Here is an 18,238-nt window from a genome sequence, read left to right on the forward strand (position 1 = left end):
AGCACGGAATCGACGGCACAGCCGTCAGCGGTACGCGCCGGGCGTCGTTCCGGTCCAGCGCTTGAACGCGCGCCGGAACGCGCTCGGCTCCGAGAACCCCAGCCGCGCCGACAGTTCGTCGACCGAGTCGCCCCGCGCCAGGCCCGAGATGGCCGCGTCGCGCAGCACCTCCTCGCGCAGCTGGTTGAGGGAGGTGCCCTCGTTGCGCAGCAGCCGCCGCAGGTGCGCCGCGCTGATGGAGAGCATCTCCGCGATCTCCTCCGCCGACGCGACGCGTCCCGCAGCGCCGCGCTCGAGCACCTTGCGAACCTGCGCCGCCGCGCTGCTGTCGTAATCACGTTCCGAGAACAGGAGATTCGGCGACTCCCTCAGATATTCCTCGAGTGTCTCCTCGGTCTGGATGACCGGTGCTCGCAGAATCGTGTTGTCCAGCTCGATGGATGCGCGTTCGGCGCCGAAGCTGACGGGGACCCCGAAGATGGCGTCGTAGCTGCGCGCGAGTTTCGGGTCCGGCTCGGGATGCGGCAGCCGAACGGAGGCCAGCTTGACGCGTCGGCCCACCAGCCACGCCGCGAACCGATGCAACAGCATGAGGATGAAATCGGTGAGCAGTTGATCGGCGGCGAGCGCGATCTCCGGAGGAACCGAGGCGTCGCGGTCCGGCATGTCCACGTGCAGTTGTGTTGTCTTCTCGCCAAATTCGAGCCGGAGGGGTGACAATCCGGGCACCACGCGGATCACGTCCGCCATGCGTCCGAGCGCGCTGCCGAGGTCGGGACAGTGGATCATCGTCAGACACACCACTCGGAACGTGCCGCGGCGAACGGGGGCAGCACCGAGGCCGAACAGTTCGTCGTCCGTCAGGCGCCACGCCGCCTGGGTGAAGCGGGTCAACTGCTCGGGTGTGATGCGCCCCGCGTCCTCGTCGAGGACCGAGAGCGGAATCCCCGCCGCCGACAAGGGTGCCGCCATGTCGAACCCGGCTCCAGCCGCCAGAATCGCGGCGCGGCGAACGAAATCTGCGGGGACGGTGCGATCGCTCATCGCCGCATCACCATCGTCCCGCCAACCCGTGGAGTCGCCCGGCTGCCTCGGTGAGCACCTCGTCCCGTTTGCAGAAGGCGAAGCGCACCAACTGGTTCCACGGCTCCTTGTGGTCGGCGAACACACTCACCGGCACCGCCGCGACCCCGATCCGCTCGGGCAGCTCACGGCAGAACGACAGCGCATCCGTCGACGTGGTCAGCGGCGAGATGTCCGCGCAGACGAAATACGTTCCTGCGCTCTCCCGTACCCCGAAACCCGCCTCGGACAGTGCGCTGCTCAGCAGGTCGCGCTTGCGCTGCAGTTCCTTCCGTTGCGCGGTCACCCACGGAATCTCGTGCGTCAGCCCGTACGCGACGGCGGGCTGGAACGGGCCGCCCGCGACGAACGACATGAACTGCTTCGCCGCGCGGACCGCATCCACCAGTGCGGCAGGACCGCACGCCCACCCCGTCTTCCAGCCGGTGACGGCGAACGTCTTCGCCGCGCTCGACACCGTCACCGTCCGCTCCGCCATCCCCGGCAGCATCCCGAGCGGAGTGTGGGTGCGTCCGTCGAACAGCAGGTGCTCGTACACCTCGTCGCTGAGCACCAGCACGTCGTTCTCGACCGCAACCTCGGCGATCGCCGCCAACTCCGCGTCCGAGAGCACGGTCCCGGTCGGATTGTGGGGTGTGTTCACCACGATCATCCGGGTGTGCGGACCGACAGCGGCCCGCAAGGCGTCCACGTCGAGGGCGTAACCGGTGCCGTCCGCGACCAGCGGCACCGTCCGCCGCACGCCGCCCGCGAGGGCAACCGACGCCGCGTAGGAGTCGTAGTACGGCTCGATCAGCACCACTTCCTGGCCCGGCTCGACCAGACCGAGGAGCGTTGCGCTGATCGCCTCCGTGGCGCCGACCGTCACCAGCACCTCGGTGTCGGGGTCGAACCGCTGCCCGTACCGCGCTGCCCGGTCGGCCGCGATCGCCTCGCGCAGTACCGGCATTCCGGGGCCCGGCGGGTACTGGTTGAGCCCGCCCGCGATTGCCTCCCGCGCGGCCTCCAGCATCGCCGCGGGACCGTCCGTGTCCGGGAAGCCCTGCCCGAGATTGATCGCCCCGGTGCGGACGGCGAGCGCCGTCATCTCGGCGAAGATCGTCGAGGTGAACGGCTGCAGGCGGGTCACCGTCTGGACGTGTGGTGCGGGCATCGTCACAGCTTATCGGCCGTGTGTCGGGTGCCCGCGCCGCCCGCTGTCACGTTTACTCGAGCTGTCTCGTCCACATGTCGAAGGCCCTTTCCGGGCGCCCGACGCGAAGTGCAGGAGTAGACATGACCCGCATTGCCCCTCTCGCTCCCTCCGAGGCAGGCCCACTGGTCCGGTTCGCCTACCGCTTCATGGCCCGCCAGTTCGGCGCGGTTCCGGAACCGTTCACGGTCGTCGCGCACCATCGCAAGCTGTTCCTGGCCTCGGCCGTGAGCGAACTGGCCGCGGAGAAGGCGTCGACCGTTCTCCCCGCCGCCGTCCGCGAACTCGCCGTGTACCGCGTCGCGTGGACGGTCGGCTGTTCCTGGTGCGTCGACTTCGGTGCCATGCTGATGCGCCTCGACGACCTGGACGTCGACCGTCTCCAGCACATCGAGGAGTTCGAGACCTCTCCGCTGTACAGCGACGACGACCGCGCCGCGATCCGCTACGCCGACGCGATGACCGCCACCCCGACCGCCGTCACCGACGAGCAGGTCGCCGATCTGCAGCGCCGGTTCGGCAACGACGGTGTCGTCGAGCTGTCCTTCCAGATCGCGCTCGAGAACCAGCGGGCGCGGATGAACTCGGCGTTGGGGATCGTCGACCAGGGATTCAGCACCGACTCGTGCCGGGTGCCGTGGGCGGACTCGGTGACGGGGGCTACCGCCGAGGAGGCGACGTCCTGATCCCGGTCAGCTTCGACTGGTTCGCGAAATCGTAAGCGGCCCAGACCTTGCCGTCGCGGACCGTGAAACCCTGTACTCGGCCGGGGAAGCCCGGATGGGTGGCGTCGCCCGGCGAGCCGGGTAGGACGAACCCGAGACGGCCGTTGACCAGGACGGGTTCCGCGCCGGCAAGGGCCGCAGCACCGTAGCGGCCGATCAGGCCCAGGAAGAAGCGGGCGAACCGGTCCGCGCCGCGCACCACGTTGACCGCGGTCCGCGTGGTTCCTCCGGCGTCCCCGATCACCAGCGCATTCGGGTGCAGTGCGTCGAGCACGGCGTCCAGGTTTCCGCTGGCCATCGCGACGACCAGTCTCTCGACTGCGATGTCGTGGTCGGGGTCGTCGGCGGGAACATCGGCCGCCGCGACCGTTCGCCTGGCTCGGGACGCCAACTGCCTGGTGTTCGCGACAGTGGTGTCGAGTACGCCTGCGATCACGTCGAACGGGACGCCGAATCCGTCGTGCAGGACGAATGCCGTTCGCTGATCCGGGCCGAGCGCATCGAGAACGACCATCGCCGCGAGTCGGGCATCCTCGTCCCGCACGACGACGTCGAGGGGATCCGCGGTCGCCGTCCCGGTCAGGGGAGTGACCACCGGCTCCGGAAGCCACTGCCCGACATAACTTTCCCGTCGAACGCTCGCGCTGCGCAGGTGGTCGACACACAGTCGACCCACCACCGTCGTCAGCCAGGCGCGCAGGTCGACGATCGCGTCCGAGTCGGCGTCCTGCAGGCGCAGCCACGACTCCTGAACGGCATCCTCCGCGTCCGCGACCGATCCGGTCATGCGGTAGCCCACCGACACGAGATGCCTGCGGTGGGTCTCGAATGCGTCGACCAGGGCGGATTCGGTCACGCTCACCATTCTACGAGCGCCATCGAGATTAAATCGCACTGCGAGTAATCGGTGACCGCCGTCGGGTGCGGGCATACGGTCGTCCCCACGACACACCGCCTGGGGAGGCAATCATGTTCGAGTGTTGCAGCTGTCGCAGCTGAGTCTGCCTGACGCACAGCCCTTTCCTTCGCACGCCAACGTCGCCGGTCCGGTGAGGATCCGGCTCTTCGCCGTGCGTGATCCCGCCCCGCGACCTGCGGGCTTCACACATCAGGAACACCGTCATGATTCGTCCACGTCTTGCGCGGACCCTCGCGGCTGCGACCGCACTGCTCACCCTCACCGGGCTCGCCACTGCCTGCTCGTCGTCGGAGACCACCACCACGGCCGACGGGAAGACCGTCCTCCGATACGAGGGCACCACCGGCCAGGTGCAGTTCGCCGAGCTCGCCGAGGATCTCGGATACTACGAGAAGGTCGAGTTGAACTGGGTCGGGGACAACACCAGCGGACCGGCCGCGATCCAGAACGCCGCGACCGGGCAGACCGATTTCGGTGGGGCCTTCAACGGCGCCGTGCTCAAGCTCGTGGCCGCGAAGTCCCCGGTCACGTCGGTGATCGGCTACTACGGCTCGGACAAGGAGACGTTCAACGGCTACTACGTGCTCGAGGACAGCCCGATTCGCTCCGCCCGTGACCTGATCGGCAAGAAGGTCGGCATGAACACGCTCGGCGCGCATCACGAGTTCCTGGTCCGTGAGTGGCTGGCCAGGGAGGGTCTGACGCCGGACGAGATCAAGCAGGTCGAACTGATCGTGGTTCCGCCCGTCAACACCGAGCAGGCCCTGCGTCAGGGTCAGATCGACGTCGGCACCCTCGGGAGTGTGTTCCGCGACAAGGCCGTCGAGCGGGGCGGCATCCGTCCCCTGTTCACCGACGAGTCCCTGTTCGGCAGCTTCACCTACGGCACCATCCTGCTGCGCGACGACTTCATCGCCGACAACAAGGAAGCCGTCGCCGACTTCGTCCAGGGCACGGCACGCGCCATCCGATGGACCCAGACCACCCCGCGTGACCAGGTCATCGCCAAGTACAAGGAGATCATCGGCAAGCGCGGCCGCGGCGAGACCACCGACCTCGCCGACTACTGGAAGTCGCCGGGCGTCGCCGGCCCGGGCGGCGTGATCACCGATCAGGAGATCCAGCTCTGGATCGACTGGCTGGTGCGCAACGGCGAACTCGAGGACGGCGCGTTGACGACCGGCGACGTCTACACCAACGAGTTCAACCCCTACTTCAACGGCACCTACCCCGTCGACAGTGGCCCGGACGGCCAGGCCCTGGCGGCGAAATGACCACGCAGGCAGGACCAACAGCGTCCCGCGTCGGATCGTGGATCTGGCGGAACGGCGTGTACGCGCTCACCGCGACCGCCGCGCTGCCGGGACTGACCGCAATCGACCACTACGCGATCGAGTTCACCCCGAACACCTCAGGCGCGTCCCCATCCCGGAGCGGGCCGACCGATGAAGCGCCGGAAGGACTGAAATGAGCACCACTGCCGTGAACCCCGACCGGGTTCGCACTCCGAAACTCCGCCTGGAGAACGTCACCAAACAGTTCGACGTGCGCGGGACGAAGGACACCTTCACCGCGATCGACGACATCGACATCGACGTCGCGGACGGCGAATTCCTCGTCCTCGTCGGACCGAGCGGCTGCGGAAAGTCCACGCTGCTCGACCTTCTCGGCGGTCTGAGCGAACCGACGTCGGGTCGGATCCTGCTCGACGGCAAGCCCGTCACCGGACCCGGCCTCGATCGGGGGATCGTCTTCCAGCAGTACGCGCTGCTCCCGTGGCGCACGGCACGCCACAACATCGAGTTCGGGTTGGAGGCGAAGGGGCTGCCGGCGAAGGAACGCCACGAGATCGCCGAGCACTACCTCGAACTGGTGGGGTTGGACGGCTTCGGCGACCGTTACCCGCACGAGCTGTCCGGCGGAATGAAGCAGCGGGTGGCGATCGCCCGCAGCCTCGCCTTCGATCCCGAGGTACTGCTGATGGACGAGCCCTTCGCTGCCCTCGACGCGCAGACCCGGGAGTCGTTGCAGGACGAGCTTCTTCGGATCTGGAAGGCGACGGGTAAGACGATCCTGTTCATCACGCACGGGATCGACGAGGCGATCTACCTGGGGCAGCGGGTCGCCGTCCTGACGTCGAGGCCCGGCCGGGTCAAGACGTTCGTGGACATCGACATCGACCGCAGCGGCGAGGACGTGCGCTCGTCGGAGCAGTTCCGTCAGTATCGGCACCGGATCTGGACACTGCTGCACGGCGAGGTCGAGCGCGCACAGGTGATCGAGAAGGAGTCGGTCAATGTCTAGCGCACTGGCCGCACCGGAGGCACCTGCCGAGTCCGCGCCCACTCCCGAGGTCCTTCCGGAAAAGGCGCCCGCACAGCGTGATCCGGGCACCGTCAAACGGGTGGGCGCGAGCGTCGGGCCGGTGATCTGGAGGATCGTCAAGCCACTCGTCGCGATCGTCGCCTTCCTCCTGCTGTGGGAGATCGCCCCCCGTGTGGGCTTGGTCGACGAGGTGTTCCTGCCGCCGTTCAGTACGGTGATCGGCGCCCTGCTCGACCTCGCCCGGAGCGGCGAGCTGTGGACGCACGTCTCGGCCAGCCTCTCCCGCGCCGTGATCGGCTTCTCGGTGGCGCTGGTCATCGCGATTCCCCTCGGCATCGCGATCGCCTGGTACCGGCCGGTGTCGGACTTCCTCAACCCGATCCTCGAAATGTTCCGCAACACGGCCGCATTGGCTCTGCTGCCGGTCTTCATCCTGATCCTCGGCATCGGCGAGCAGTCGAAGATCGCGCTGGTGATCTACGCGTGCACCTTCCCGATCCTGCTGAACACGATCTCCGGTGTCCGCACGGTCGATCCGCTCCTCATCAAGTCCGCGTCGTCGCTCGGACTCTCGCCGATCCGGCTGTTCCAGAAGGTGGTGCTGCCCGCCGCCGTGCCCACCATCTTCACCGGTGTCCGCATGTCCGCGGCGGCGTCGATCCTGGTGCTCATCGCTGCCGAGATGGTCGGCGCGAAGGCCGGCCTCGGATATCTGATAACCGCTTCCCAGTTCAACTTCCAGATCCCGGACATGTACGCGGGCATCGTCGCCATCTCGATCCTCGGTCTCACGATCAACGCGATCCTCGTCCTGATCGAACGCCGACTGTCCCGCTGGCGCGTCTGACACCGGCCCTCGTTCGCTCCGCCACCACGAAAGCACCTCTCATGTCACAGAATTCCCGACAGTTCCACCTCAACGCCTTCCTGATGGGAGTCGGTCACCACGAGGCGGCCTGGCGTCACCCCCGCACCGAAGCGCACCGGGTCCTCGACGTCGCGCACTTCCAGGAACTCGGCCGGATCGCCGAACGGGGCAAGCTCGACTCGGTGTTCTTCGCCGACGGTCTCGCCGTCGGGCCGCGGGTCAAGCACAACGCCCTCGCCGTGTTCGAGCCCGTCACCCTGCTGTCCGCGATCGCCGTCGCGACCGAGAAGGTCGGCCTGATCGCGACGGCGTCGACCAGCTACAGCGACCCGTACAACCTGGCTCGCAAGTTCACCTCGCTCGACCACATCAGCGGGGGCCGCGCCGGCTGGAACATCGTCACCTCGGCGGGCGCTGACGAGGCCGCCAACTTCGGCGTCGACGGCATCCCGGCCCACCGCGGCCGGTACGAGCGGGCTGAGGAGTTCGTCGACGTCACCCTCGCGCTGTGGGACAGCTGGGAGGACGGCGCGGTCGTGCTCGACGAGGAGTCCGGTGTCTTCGCCGACCCGGACCGCGTCCACACCATCGATCACGCCGGTGAGCGGTTCCGGGTGAAGGGGCCGCTGAACGCCCCGCGCTCCGCGCAGGGCAGGCCGCTGCTGGTGCAGGCCGGATCGTCCGAGAGCGGCAAGGAATTCGCCGCAACACATGCCGAGGCGGTGTTCACGGCGCAACGCACGCTCGCCGAGGGGCAGCAGTTCTACCGCGACCTCAAGACCCGCGTCGTCGCGCACGGACGGTCCGCCGACGACGTCAAGGTGCTGCCCGGCATCGTCCCGTTCATCGCGGACACGAAGGAGGAGGCCGAGGAACTGGAACGATCCTTCACCGACCTCATCTCGCCCGAGTACTCACTGCGTCAGCTGTCGCTGATGCTCGGTGTCGACCTCACCGAACATTCCCTCGACGCGCCGCTGCCGCCGCTGCCTCCGGTCGACCAGATCGAGGGCAACAAGAGCCGCTACCAGCTCGTCAAGGACCTCGCGGAGGAAGGGCGGACGGTGCGGGAACTGATCGGCCTGCTCGGCGGTGGCCGCGGCCACCGAACGTTCGCGGGCACTCCCGAACAGATCGCCGACGAACTGCAGACGTGGTTCGAGCAGGGCGCGGCGGACGGATTCAACATCATGCCGCCGTACCTGCCCGGCGGGCTCGACGACTTCGTCGACCGGGTCGTCCCGATCCTGCAGGAGCGGGGCCTGTTCCGCACCGAGTACACCGCGGACAGGCTGCGCGGTCACTACGGTCTCGGCGATCCGGGCAACCGGTTCACGGAAGAGCTCGCCCGCGACGTGAGCGCATGACGCGGAGCCCGTCGCCGCTGCGCCCGTTCGTCGGCACGGTCTTCGTACCCGCCGCGATCTTCGGGATCGGTCAGGGAGCGGGCGCCCCGGTCATCGCGCTCGTCGCGCACGACATGGGCGCCTCCCTGGCCGTCTCGGGACTGATCGTCGCGGCCGTCGGGTTGGGTGCGGTCCTCGGCGACCTACCCGCCGGGCGGCTCGTCGCCGTGTTCGGCGAGCGTCGATCCATCATCGGAGGCAGCCTGCTCGGCGCGGCGGGCGTCCTCGTCGCACTGCTGTCCACCACGCCGTGGATGCTCGCCGTCGGCGCGGTCATGACCGGTCTCGCCAACGCAGTGTGGGGACTGGCACGCCAGAGCTACCTCGCCGAGGCCGTGCCGCTGCACGCGCGGGCGCGGGCGATGTCGGCCTTCGCGGCGATGTGGCGCCTCGGTTTCTTCGTCGGTCCGCTCCTCGGCGCGGGCACCATCGCCGCACTCGGCACCCGCGGCGGATTCGTCGTCCAGTTCGTCGCGATCCTCGTCTCCGGGTGGCTGATGGCGCGGGTGCCGGACATTCCGCGACCGGACGCCGAGTCGGGTGCAAAGCACTCTCACGCGACGCTGCCCACGATCGTGACCCGGCATCGGCGCCTGCTGTCCACCCTCGGGGCGGGGTCGCTGATGATGGGCGCCGCGCGGGCCTCCCGCGATGCCGTGCTGCCGCTGTGGGCCGTCCACATCGGCCTGGACGCCACTCAGGTCAGCCTGGTGTTCGCGTTGAGCTCGGCCGTCGACCTCCTGTGTTCGTATCCGGCGGGCCGCCTGATGGACCGCTTCGGCAGGAGGTTCGTCGCGGTGCCGTCGCTGCTCCTTCTCGGCGTCGCGTACGCCGCCATCCCACTGACGGACACCCTGACGGCGTTCGCCGCCGCGGCGGTGGTGCTCGGTGTCGGCAACGGATTCGGTAACGGCGTCATCATGACGCTCGGTGCGGACATCGCGCCGCCGCAGACCCGCGCCGAGTTCCTCGCGGCCTGGCGGCTCACCCATGACAGTGGCATGTTCGTCGGTCCGCTGGCGATCGGCCTGCTGACCGTCACGATTCCGTTGGGCGGTGCCATCTTTGCGCTCGCCGGCTCGTCAGTGGTCGGGGCCGGGCTGCTCGCCCGCTACATTCCGCGGTACGTGCCGTGGCCGCCGCGACCGGTGGTGCCCGAGTCCTCCGGTGACCGCGCCGCGGCGCAGACGGTGGACATCGACGCCTAGTACAGCTCACCCCGCGTCACGACGACGGAGCCGCGGGGTGAGCACAATGCGCAGAAGGTGGCTATCGCACGCAACCGCGCAACCCACATGTGGCCTGCCCCACACTTTCTCGAAACCGTGACGCCGCCTCCGCCGAGGTCGCAGCCACGGCCCGAAACGAGAAGGTGGGCAACGATGCTCGTAGCACTGGGCTTCCTCATGGTCGCCACATTCATGTACCTGATCCTGGCGAAGCGGGCCACGCCGGTTGTGGGGCTGATCCTCGTTCCGGTGGCGTTCGGACTGTTCGCGGGAGCGGGTACCGAGATCGGCGACATGATCATCGACGCCGTCAAGTCACTCGCTCCGACCGCGGCGCTGCTGTTCTTCGCGATCATCTTCTTCGGGATCATGATCGACGTCGGACTGTTCGACCCGCTGGTGAAGGTGATCCTGAAGCTGGTGGGCAACGACCCCGCGAAGCTGGTCGTCGGCACCGCGGTCCTGGCCATGGTCGTCTCGCTGGACGGCGACGGTTCGACCACGTTCATCATCACCACCTCGGCGTTGCTGCCGCTGTACCTGAAGCTCGGCGTGAGTCCCGTGGTCCTGACCGTCGTTGCGGGCCTCGCGAACGGCACGATGAACATCATCCCGTGGGGTGGGCCCACCGTGCGCGCCGCGAGCGCCCTCGGGCTGTCGCCCTCCGACGTGTTCGTCCCGATGATCCCGTCGCTGATCGCGGGACTCGTCATCGTGTTGCTGTTCTCCGTGCACCTCGGTCTCATGGAGCGTCGCCGGATCGGGTCGCTGGTCCTCACGTCCGAGCCGCTGCTCGCTGCGGCCGGGTCACGCGGGTGGACCGTCGGGTCCGGCTCCAGCTCCGGAAGCGCCGGGTCTGCGGGTGACGGCGGCACCGGTGGCGGCTCGGGTCACGGCGAGGTCGGTCAGCTGACCGGCGGACTCGACCCCGCCCGGGACACCCTGCGTCCTCGGCTGCTCTGGTTCAACGCGGCACTCACCGTCGCACTGCTCGTCGTCCTCGGCATGGACGTCGTGCCGATCCCGGTGCTGTTCATGATCGCCGCGGGCATCGCCCTCGCCGTGAACTTCCCCCGTGTCGCCGACCAGTCGGAGGCCATCGCCCGGCACTCGTCGAGCATCGTCTCCGTCGTCGCGATGGTCTTCGCCGCCGCGGTGCTGACCGGCGTGTTCCAGGGCACCGGGATGGTCGAGGCGATGGCGACGTGGCTGACCGGGATCATTCCCGACGCCCTCGGCCCGTTCCTCGCCGTCATCACCGGTCTGCTCAGCATCCCGCTCACGTTCTTCATGACGAACGACGCGTTCTACTTCGGGGTGCTGCCGGTGCTCACGGAGACCGCTGCGACGTACGGCATCGAGCCGGTCGAGATGGCGCGGGCGTCGATCACCGGGCAACCGGTGCACATGCAGAGCCCGCTGGTGCCCGCGATCCTGCTGCTCGTCACTCTCGCCGGTGTGTCGCTCGCCGATCACCACAAGAAGGTGCTGTGGCGGGCGTCGATCGTCTCGATCGCGATGCTCGTGGTCGGCGTCCTGCTCGGGCAGATACCGCTCGGCTGATCCGGCGCTGATTCCCTGATGTCACACCGGGGTACGTGAAGTGACCACATGTGACATCAGGGAACCGCACGGGTGGTGGACCGCGGTGCACACTGGTGACATGGCCCGTCGGGAGCGATCATGAGGCTGCGGACCCAGGTCCTGTTGCTGCAGAGTGGCGTGGTCGCGGTCGCTGTCGGCGTCGGATTCGGGTTCTTCGCCACCACCACCGAGAACCGGGTCGGTGACGAGCACGGGCAGCGGGCGCTCGCGATCGCCCGGACCGTCGCCGCCGATGCCGACGTTCGAGCCGATGTCACGCGATTTGCCGCCGCCGACGACGGGGTCGTCGCACCCGGGAACGAGGAACTTGCCGACTCCGCGGTCCAGCAGGCCGCGGAGTCGACGCGTGTCGCGACCGGCGCACTGTTCGTCGTCGTCACCGACGAGAAGGGCCTTCGGCTCGCTCATCCGGATCCGGATCGGCTGGGGTTGCGGGTCAGCACCGACCCGACGGCGCTCTCCGGCGCCGAGGTGGTGGTACGCGAGCGTGGCACCCTCGGCGACTCGGTGCGGGCCAAAGTGCCGGTGATCGCGACGGATTCCGACGTGGTCGTCGGAGAGGTCAGCGTCGGGATCTCGACCGCGGAGGTCGGCGCCGAACTCTGGTCCGACCTCCGCTGGGCCGCGTTGGTGGTCGCGCTCGCCCTCGGTGCCGGCGTCGTGGGCTCGGCCTTGCTCGCGGCGCGATGGAAAAAGCTGACCCTCGGGCTGGAACCGGAACAACTCGCCCAGCTCGTGCGTGAACAGGAGGCGGTCCTGCACGGGGTGGGGGAGGGGATCGTCGGTGTCGACGCAGACGGGATGGTTACCGTCGTCAACGCCGATGCTTCCCGGCTGCTGGACCTGCACGGCGGTGTCGGTGAGCGGATCGACGAGATCGGTTTGACACCAAGGCTTCTCGAATTGATGAACAATCCCGATGACGAGGCCATCGCCGCGGCGGCCGGAGATCGGGTGGTGCTGGCGATGGCGAGCCGCGTCGTTCGTGACGGTCGCGACCTGGGGACGGTGATGTCGGTGCGGGACCGTACCGACGTGCAGAACCTCACTCGCGAACTCGACTCCGTCCAGGCCATCGGGGCCGTCCTGCGGGCGCAGCAACACGAGTTCGGGAACCGCCTGCACCTGCTGTACGGCCTGCTCTCCCGCGGCGACACGGCGGCCGCCACCGAGTTCCTCGAAACGCTCGTCGGATCGGGCGGTGTGGTGGACGAACTCGCCGGGGCCGAGGACATCGCCGACCCGAATCTGCGTGCATTCCTGATCGCGAAGGCCGCGCACGCCCGGGAACGCGACGTCACCCTGGTGCTCGGCGAGAACACCTGGATACCTTCACCTCTGGTGCATCCGGTGGACGTGACGACCGTGGTCGGCAACCTCGTCGACAATGCAGTCGACGCCGCGGCGGACGGCCCGGCCCGACCGGCAGAGGTGGAGATCGACCTCGTCGAACACGACGGCACCCTGATCGCCACCGTCGGCGACACCGGACCGGGTCTCGCCGTCGACCCGGAGGAGGTGTTCCGGGAAGGCGTGACGACCAAACCCGTCGGCGACCGGCCCGGCGGTCGGGGTATCGGGCTGGCCCTGACCAGGCAACTGGCACGCAAGCACGGTGGCGACGTCGTCGTCGGCGACTCGGGCGGGCGGCGCACCGCCGAGAACCCCACGGGAGGGGCGGTGTTCGTGGCAACGTTGCCGGGAGTGTGCGAGCCGGGTGGAGGGGAGTCGTGACACAAGTTCGGGTACTCGTCGTCGACGACGACTTCCGCGTAGCGGACCTGCACGCCGGGATCGTCTCCGCGATGGGGGGATTCGAGGCGGTCGCCGTCGCCGGGACTCTTGCGGCGGCCCGCGAGGCTATCGCCTCCGACGACATCGATCTCGCGCTCGTCGACGTCTATCTGCCCGACGGCTCCGGAATCGAGTTCGTGCGCGAACTACGTTGTGACGCCTTCATTCTGGGTGCTGCCGCGGAAGGCGTCGCGGTCCGGGACGCGATGACCGCGGGGGCGCTGGTGTACCTTGTCAAACCCTTCGCGGACACCGAACTGGCCCGCCGGCTCGGCGCGTACCTGCACTATCGGCGGATCGTCGCCGACCGAACGCTGGACCAGTCACGCATCGACAGCGCCCTGGCGTCGCTGCGGGCCGCGCCGAAAGTCGAGGACGCCACCCCGCAGCAGTCCGTCACCAGAACCCGCATCGTGGACCTGCTCGCCGGAACCGATCAGCCGCTGTCCGCGGCCGAGGTGGCCGCGGAGATCGGGGTGTCCCGGGCGACCGCGCAGCGGTACCTCGCGGCGCTGGTCGCCAAAGGGCGGCTGCGGGTCCAGCTGCGGTACGGCGCGACCGGCCGACCCGAGCAGGAGTACACGCCGGTGGCGTGACCCGGCTCGGGTGACCAGGTCAGCCCCAACCAGGCCCAGTGGGGCGGACGGAGCAGCGTTCGGTCACGCTGTCTGGAATGTCGGAGCTGGTCAGCACTACCGACCCTGTGACGCCGTAGCAGGCAATCCAGATGAAGTAGACATCGGCCGCCTCGCCGAGCCCGATGTCGCCGTCCGGGATCTGCGATCCGGCGTCGAGTGAACCGAAGATCGGGATCGGTTCTATCAAATACTGCGCTGCGGCGGTGCCCGTGCCGACGGCCATACTGCCGGCGAGTGCTGCGGCAACGGCGACGCATCCCGCGAGCCGACGTCCGATTCCTGACGACATGGTGATTCCCCCCTGGGACGGTAGGTGAAGTGGTTCGGCCGCCTCGACACGGTCGGCGCTGCGGACAGGGTCCCATATCCGAATCGTTCACCTTTCGGGATTCGGAATATTCTGTTGTGTAGAACAATTCGAATAAATTGGCGCCCGGTAACGCGAGATCCGGCGGAACTCGTTCGATCGGACCGCCTGGTGACGCCGAGCCACGGGGTGCCCCGGCTGCCGTCAGCGATTAGGTTCGAGACATGCGATTCGGGATGTTCATTCCTCAGGGCTGGCGACTCGACCTGACGGGCATCGATCCGTCCGATCAGTGGGACGTGATGAAGTGGCTGACGCTGCGCGCCGAGGCCGGGCCGTGGGAGTCGGTGTGGGTGTACGACCACTTCCACACCGTGCCCGCACCCACGGAGGAGGCCACCCACGAGGCGTGGTCGTTGATGTCCGCGCTGGGCGCGGTCACCTCGACGATCCGGTTGGGGCAGATGTGCACCGCCATGAGCTACCGCAACCCCGCCTATCTCGCAAAGGTCGCGGCGACCGTGGACCTCATCTCGGGCGGGCGCGTCGAGATGGGTATCGGCGGCGGCTGGTACGAACACGAATGGCGCGCATACGGTTACGGCTTCCCACCCGCGGGTGAACGACTCGGACGGCTCGACGAGGGCGTCCAGATCATGCGGCAGGCGTGGACCACCGGTAGCGCCACCCTGGACGGCAAGCACTATCAGGTCGACGGCGCCATCGTGCAGCCCAAGCCGCTGCAGGACGGCGGCATCCCGCTGTGGATCGCCGGCGGCGGCGAGAAGGTCACGCTGAGGATCGCCGCGAAGTACGCGCAGTACACCAACTTCGACGGCACCCTGGACGGCTTCAGCGGCAAGTCCGCGATCCTGCGCGAACACTGCCAGGCCGTCGGCACCGACTTCGACGCCATCACCCGCTCCGCGAACTACAACGTGATCGTTGCTGACACCGAGGCCGAGGTGCAGGACCGGCTCGCTGCCGTCAAGGACAGGATCGCGCGGTACGCGGGGGAGCAGCTCGCCGAGGCGTCGATGGCCGCCTTCCGCGGGATGCCCGGCGTCGGGACGCCCGAACAGATCGTGTCGAACCTCTCCGCTCTGAAGGAGCGTGGCCTCGCCTACGGCATCTGCTACTTTCCGGAGGCCGCCTACGACACCAGCGGCCTCGAACTCTTCGAGCGCGAGGTCATCCCGGCCCTGGCGGACTGATGTTTCTCACGGACCTCGCCGGAACCGGGTTGGTACTGACGGCTCCCACACCGTCCGACATCGACCGGATCGCCAAGTGCTGTACGGACCCGGCGATCGGGCGGTGGACAACCATGCCCGTGCCCTACACGCGGTCGGACGCCGAGGCGTTCGTGCGCAAGGTCGTCCCCGTTGGCTGGGCCGATCGCAGCCCGACCTGGGCAGTGCGGAGAACCGCCGCCGGAGCAGTCCTGGGGATGATCGGCCTCGGCGCCCGGGACTCGTCGGCGGCGGAGGTGGGATTCTGGCTCGCACCCGAGGCGCGCGGCGAAGGGATCATCACACGCGCCCTGAACCTGGTGTGCGACTTCGGTTTCCGAGTGGACGCCCTCGCGCTCGAACGGATCGAGTGGCGTGCGTTCGTCGGGAACTCGGCCTCGGCCGAGGTCGCCCGCCGCGTCGGATTCCGATTCGAGGGGACCGCGAGGTCCGGGGGTCTGCAACGCGGAACCCGGCGGGACATGTGGGTCGCCGCACTGCTTCCCGACGATCCTCGCGAACCCGCCGTGGGCTGGCCCGACTAGCGGATGTCGTTCGCGTCGACGGGGATCTGCTGATTCTTCGCGCGCGGCACGTCGTCGACCAGCGGGATCGACTTCGTCAGGAGCTTCCACTCGGCGTTCGGGATCTGCTCGATGGCGCGGCGGATCACCTTCGGGTCGCGGGTTCCCCATGCGATCGGCATCGGGCTGACCATCTCCCACGTGTCGGCCTGCGAGTTCGTCGAACGATCCGACAGCACCGAGATCGACGGGACCCGCTCGCCGACGTTCGTCATCGCGTGGCCTGGCAGGGTACGGATGGTGCGGGTCACCAGTGCGTAGTGCGGACGGTCGGCCGACGGCTTCGCGGTGTTCACCAAGGCCATCAGCGTCGCGCCGCGCGGACGCGTCACCGCCACGATCGCGGGCACCAGCTCGCCGTTCGCGTACAGGTCCTCCACCGAACCGACCTTGCGAGGCGCCCAGAAGGCCATCCACACCGATCCCACCGCCGCCACGATCGCGACCGCGCCCAGCGCGTACGACCACGGGTGCGCGAGCACGATCAGCCACACCGCGAGCGCGACGAACAGCAGCGCCGTGATCAGAGCGGCCCAGCGCAGGCGACGGACGTCACCGACCGTCTCGTTGACCGACTTGGCATGGGCGGAGTCCACGGGGAATTCGAAGCGACGCACGGTCCTATTCCTACCCGATCCTCGTCCTAGCCGATCGCCGGGCCGAGAAGGTCGTCCGCATCGGTGATGCGGTACGCGTAGCCCTGCTCGGCCAGGAACCGCTGCCGATGCGCCGCGTACTCGGAGTCCAGGGTGTCGCGAGCGACGACCGAGTAGAAGTGCGCCTGCCCGCCGTCGTGCTTGGGTCGCAGCAGCCGGCCGAGGCGCTGCGCCTCCTCCTGCCGGGACCCGAACGTGCCCGACACCTGCACCGCCACCGACGCCTCGGGGAGGTCGATGGAGAAGTTCGCGACCTTGCTGACCACGAGCGTCTTGATCTCGCCGACCCGGAACGCGTCGAACAACTGCTCGCGTTCCTTCGTCTTCGTCGACCCCTTGATGACCGGTGCGTTCAGCGCCTCGCCGAGTTCGTCGAGTTGGTCGATGTAGGCGCCGATCACCAGGGTCTGCGAATCCTCGTGTTTCGCCAGGATCGACTTGACCACGGCGTTCTTCGTGCGGGCGGTTGAGCACAGCTTGTACCGCTCCTCGGGTTCCGCCGTCGCGTACGCCATCCGCTCCGCGTCGGTGAGCGTCACCCGCACCTCGATGCAGTCGGCGGGCGCGATCCAGCCCTGCGCCTCGATGTCCTTCCACGGCGCGTCGTACCGCTTCGGTCCGATCAGCGAGAACACGTCGCCCTCGCGGCCGTCCTCCCGGACCAGCGTCGCGGTCAGGCCGAGACGACGCCGGGACTGCAGGTCCGCGGTCATCCGGAAGACGGGCGCGGGCAGGAGGTGCACCTCGTCGTAGATCACCAGGCCCCAGTCGCGGGAGTCGAACAATTCGAGATGCTTGTACTCGCCCTTCGTCTTGCGGGTGATCACCTGATACGTCGCGATGGTGACCGGACGGATTTCCTTCTTCTCACCCGAGTACTCGCCGATCTCGTCCTCGGTGAGCGAGGTGCGGGCGATCAGCTCCCGCTTCCACTGCCTGCCCGCGACGGTGTTCGTCACCAGGATCAGGGTCGTGGCCTGCGCCTTCGCCATCGCGGCCGCACCGACCATCGTCTTGCCCGCGCCACACGGCAGCACCACGACACCGGAACCGCCCGCCCAGAACGAGTCGGCCGCCATCTCCTGGTAGTCCCGCAGATGCCAGCCGCCGTCCGCCGACCCGGGGAAGCGTCCCTCGTAGTCCAGCTCGATCGGATGAGCCTCGCCGTCGACGTATCCGGCGAGGTCCTCGGCGGGCCAGCCGATCTTGAGCAGCATCTGCTTGAGGTGGCCGCGCTCGGACGGATGGACCACGACGGTGTCGTCGTCGACCTGCGCGCCCAGCATCGGGGCGATCTTCTTGTGTCTGCGCACCTCGGTGAGCACGGCTCGGTCCAGGCTCACGAGCACCAGACCGTGCGCCGGGTTCTTCATCAGCTGCAGGCGCCCGTAGCGGGCCATCGTGTCCACGATGTCGACGAGCAGCGGCTGCGGCACGGCGAAGCGCGAGAAGGTGACGAGCGCGTCGACGACCTGCTCGGCGTCGTGACCGGCGGCGCGCGCATTCCACAATGCCAGCGGCGTCACGCGGTAGGTGTGCACGTGCTCGGGTGCGCGTTCGAGTTCCGCGAACGGTGCGATCGCCTGCCTGGCCTCGTTCGCGCGTGGGTGGTCGACCTCGAGCAGCAGGGTCTTGTCGGACTGGACGATGAGCGGTCCGTCGGTCACGTGCGCCT

At 68.4% G+C, this 18,238-nt stretch carries 18 protein-coding genes; 12 read left to right on the forward strand and 6 right to left on the reverse strand.

Annotated elements, in window-relative coordinates:
- Nucleotides 1-24: 24 nt before the first annotated feature.
- Nucleotides 25-1,044 carry an AraC family transcriptional regulator gene (locus tag RHCRD62_RS20370; RefSeq protein ID WP_050066548.1) on the reverse strand — a complete coding sequence of 340 codons (1,020 nt, stop codon included), beginning with the start codon at nucleotides 1,042-1,044 and terminating at the stop codon, nucleotides 25-27.
- Between the two features lie 7 nt (nucleotides 1,045-1,051).
- Entirely contained in the window at nucleotides 1,052-2,236 is a 1,185-nt protein-coding gene (locus RHCRD62_RS20375) for a pyridoxal phosphate-dependent aminotransferase (RefSeq protein ID WP_050066694.1), read from the reverse strand.
- A 122-nt stretch (nucleotides 2,237-2,358) separates the two neighbouring features.
- Between RHCRD62_RS20375 and RHCRD62_RS20380 the strand changes: the two genes are divergently transcribed.
- A complete protein-coding gene (locus RHCRD62_RS20380) occupies nucleotides 2,359-2,961 on the forward strand; it encodes a carboxymuconolactone decarboxylase family protein (RefSeq protein ID WP_050066549.1) in 603 nt (200 codons plus the stop codon).
- Here the strand turns inward: RHCRD62_RS20380 and RHCRD62_RS20385 are convergent.
- A complete protein-coding gene (locus RHCRD62_RS20385) occupies nucleotides 2,936-3,856 on the reverse strand; it encodes a sigma-70 family RNA polymerase sigma factor (protein ID WP_157051006.1) in 921 nt (306 codons plus the stop codon). The two genes, RHCRD62_RS20380 and RHCRD62_RS20385, sit on opposite strands and share 26 nt — an antisense overlap.
- Before the next feature lie 266 nt (nucleotides 3,857-4,122).
- Between RHCRD62_RS20385 and RHCRD62_RS20390 the strand changes: the two genes are divergently transcribed.
- The 9 genes from RHCRD62_RS20390 (at nucleotide 4,123) to RHCRD62_RS20430 (ending at nucleotide 13,742) form a co-directional block, all read left to right on the forward strand.
- Nucleotides 4,123-5,193: an ABC transporter substrate-binding protein gene (locus RHCRD62_RS20390; protein WP_050066551.1), complete on the forward strand. Its 1,071-nt coding sequence runs from the start codon at nucleotides 4,123-4,125 to the stop codon at nucleotides 5,191-5,193.
- Nucleotides 5,190-5,390: a hypothetical protein gene (locus RHCRD62_RS20395; RefSeq protein ID WP_050066552.1), complete on the forward strand. Its 201-nt coding sequence runs from the start codon at nucleotides 5,190-5,192 to the stop codon at nucleotides 5,388-5,390. The genes RHCRD62_RS20390 and RHCRD62_RS20395 overlap by 4 nt, the downstream gene beginning before the upstream one ends.
- Nucleotides 5,387-6,223 carry an ABC transporter ATP-binding protein gene (locus RHCRD62_RS20400; RefSeq protein WP_050066553.1) on the forward strand — a complete coding sequence of 279 codons (837 nt, stop codon included), beginning with the start codon at nucleotides 5,387-5,389 and terminating at the stop codon, nucleotides 6,221-6,223. Before RHCRD62_RS20395 ends, RHCRD62_RS20400 begins: the two co-directional genes overlap by 4 nt.
- Nucleotides 6,216-7,091: an ABC transporter permease gene (locus RHCRD62_RS20405; protein ID WP_050066554.1), complete on the forward strand. Its 876-nt coding sequence runs from the start codon at nucleotides 6,216-6,218 to the stop codon at nucleotides 7,089-7,091. The genes RHCRD62_RS20400 and RHCRD62_RS20405 overlap by 8 nt, the downstream gene beginning before the upstream one ends.
- A gap of 41 nt (nucleotides 7,092-7,132) precedes the next feature.
- Entirely contained in the window at nucleotides 7,133-8,479 is a 1,347-nt protein-coding gene (locus RHCRD62_RS20410; RefSeq protein ID WP_050066555.1) for an LLM class flavin-dependent oxidoreductase, read from the forward strand.
- On the forward strand, nucleotides 8,476-9,726 hold the full coding sequence (locus RHCRD62_RS20415) for an MFS transporter (RefSeq protein WP_050066556.1): 1,251 nt from the start codon (nucleotides 8,476-8,478) through the stop codon (nucleotides 9,724-9,726). The genes RHCRD62_RS20410 and RHCRD62_RS20415 overlap by 4 nt, the downstream gene beginning before the upstream one ends.
- Nucleotides 9,727-9,900: 174 nt before the next feature.
- Nucleotides 9,901-11,310, forward strand: a complete 1,410-nt coding sequence (locus tag RHCRD62_RS20420; RefSeq protein WP_050066557.1) for a CitMHS family transporter — start codon at nucleotides 9,901-9,903, stop codon at nucleotides 11,308-11,310.
- Between the two features lie 120 nt (nucleotides 11,311-11,430).
- Nucleotides 11,431-13,086, forward strand: a complete 1,656-nt coding sequence (locus RHCRD62_RS20425; protein WP_050066558.1) for a sensor histidine kinase — start codon at nucleotides 11,431-11,433, stop codon at nucleotides 13,084-13,086.
- Nucleotides 13,083-13,742, forward strand: coding sequence for a response regulator transcription factor (locus tag RHCRD62_RS20430; RefSeq protein WP_050066559.1), 660 nt, complete (start codon nucleotides 13,083-13,085; stop codon nucleotides 13,740-13,742). The genes RHCRD62_RS20425 and RHCRD62_RS20430 overlap by 4 nt, the downstream gene beginning before the upstream one ends.
- Before the next feature lie 19 nt (nucleotides 13,743-13,761).
- On the opposite strand, the gene RHCRD62_RS20435 is transcribed toward RHCRD62_RS20430, so the two are convergent.
- Nucleotides 13,762-14,073 carry a hypothetical protein gene (locus tag RHCRD62_RS20435; RefSeq protein ID WP_050066560.1) on the reverse strand — a complete coding sequence of 104 codons (312 nt, stop codon included), beginning with the start codon at nucleotides 14,071-14,073 and terminating at the stop codon, nucleotides 13,762-13,764.
- 242 nt (nucleotides 14,074-14,315) lie between these two features.
- On the opposite strand from RHCRD62_RS20435, the gene RHCRD62_RS20440 reads away from it, so the two are divergent.
- On the forward strand, nucleotides 14,316-15,305 hold the full coding sequence (locus tag RHCRD62_RS20440; RefSeq protein WP_050066561.1) for an LLM class F420-dependent oxidoreductase: 990 nt from the start codon (nucleotides 14,316-14,318) through the stop codon (nucleotides 15,303-15,305).
- The gene (locus RHCRD62_RS20445) at nucleotides 15,305-15,868 is read left to right on the forward strand and encodes a GNAT family N-acetyltransferase (protein ID WP_050066562.1); all 564 of its coding nucleotides are present in this window, start codon (nucleotides 15,305-15,307) and stop codon (nucleotides 15,866-15,868) included. Before RHCRD62_RS20440 ends, RHCRD62_RS20445 begins: the two co-directional genes overlap by 1 nt.
- Here RHCRD62_RS20445 and RHCRD62_RS20450 read toward each other — a convergent pair.
- Nucleotides 15,865-16,524, reverse strand: a complete 660-nt coding sequence (locus RHCRD62_RS20450) for a DUF3239 domain-containing protein (RefSeq protein ID WP_050066563.1) — start codon at nucleotides 16,522-16,524, stop codon at nucleotides 15,865-15,867. The two genes, RHCRD62_RS20445 and RHCRD62_RS20450, sit on opposite strands and share 4 nt — an antisense overlap.
- A 26-nt stretch (nucleotides 16,525-16,550) precedes the next feature.
- On the reverse strand, nucleotides 16,551-18,230 hold the full coding sequence (locus RHCRD62_RS20455) for a DNA repair helicase XPB (RefSeq protein WP_050066564.1): 1,680 nt from the start codon (nucleotides 18,228-18,230) through the stop codon (nucleotides 16,551-16,553).
- Nucleotides 18,231-18,238: the final 8 nt, after the last annotated feature.

Origin of the sequence: Rhodococcus sp. RD6.2 (genome assembly GCF_001040705.1) — a bacterium.
Taxonomy (GTDB): domain Bacteria; phylum Actinomycetota; class Actinomycetes; order Mycobacteriales; family Mycobacteriaceae; genus Rhodococcus_G.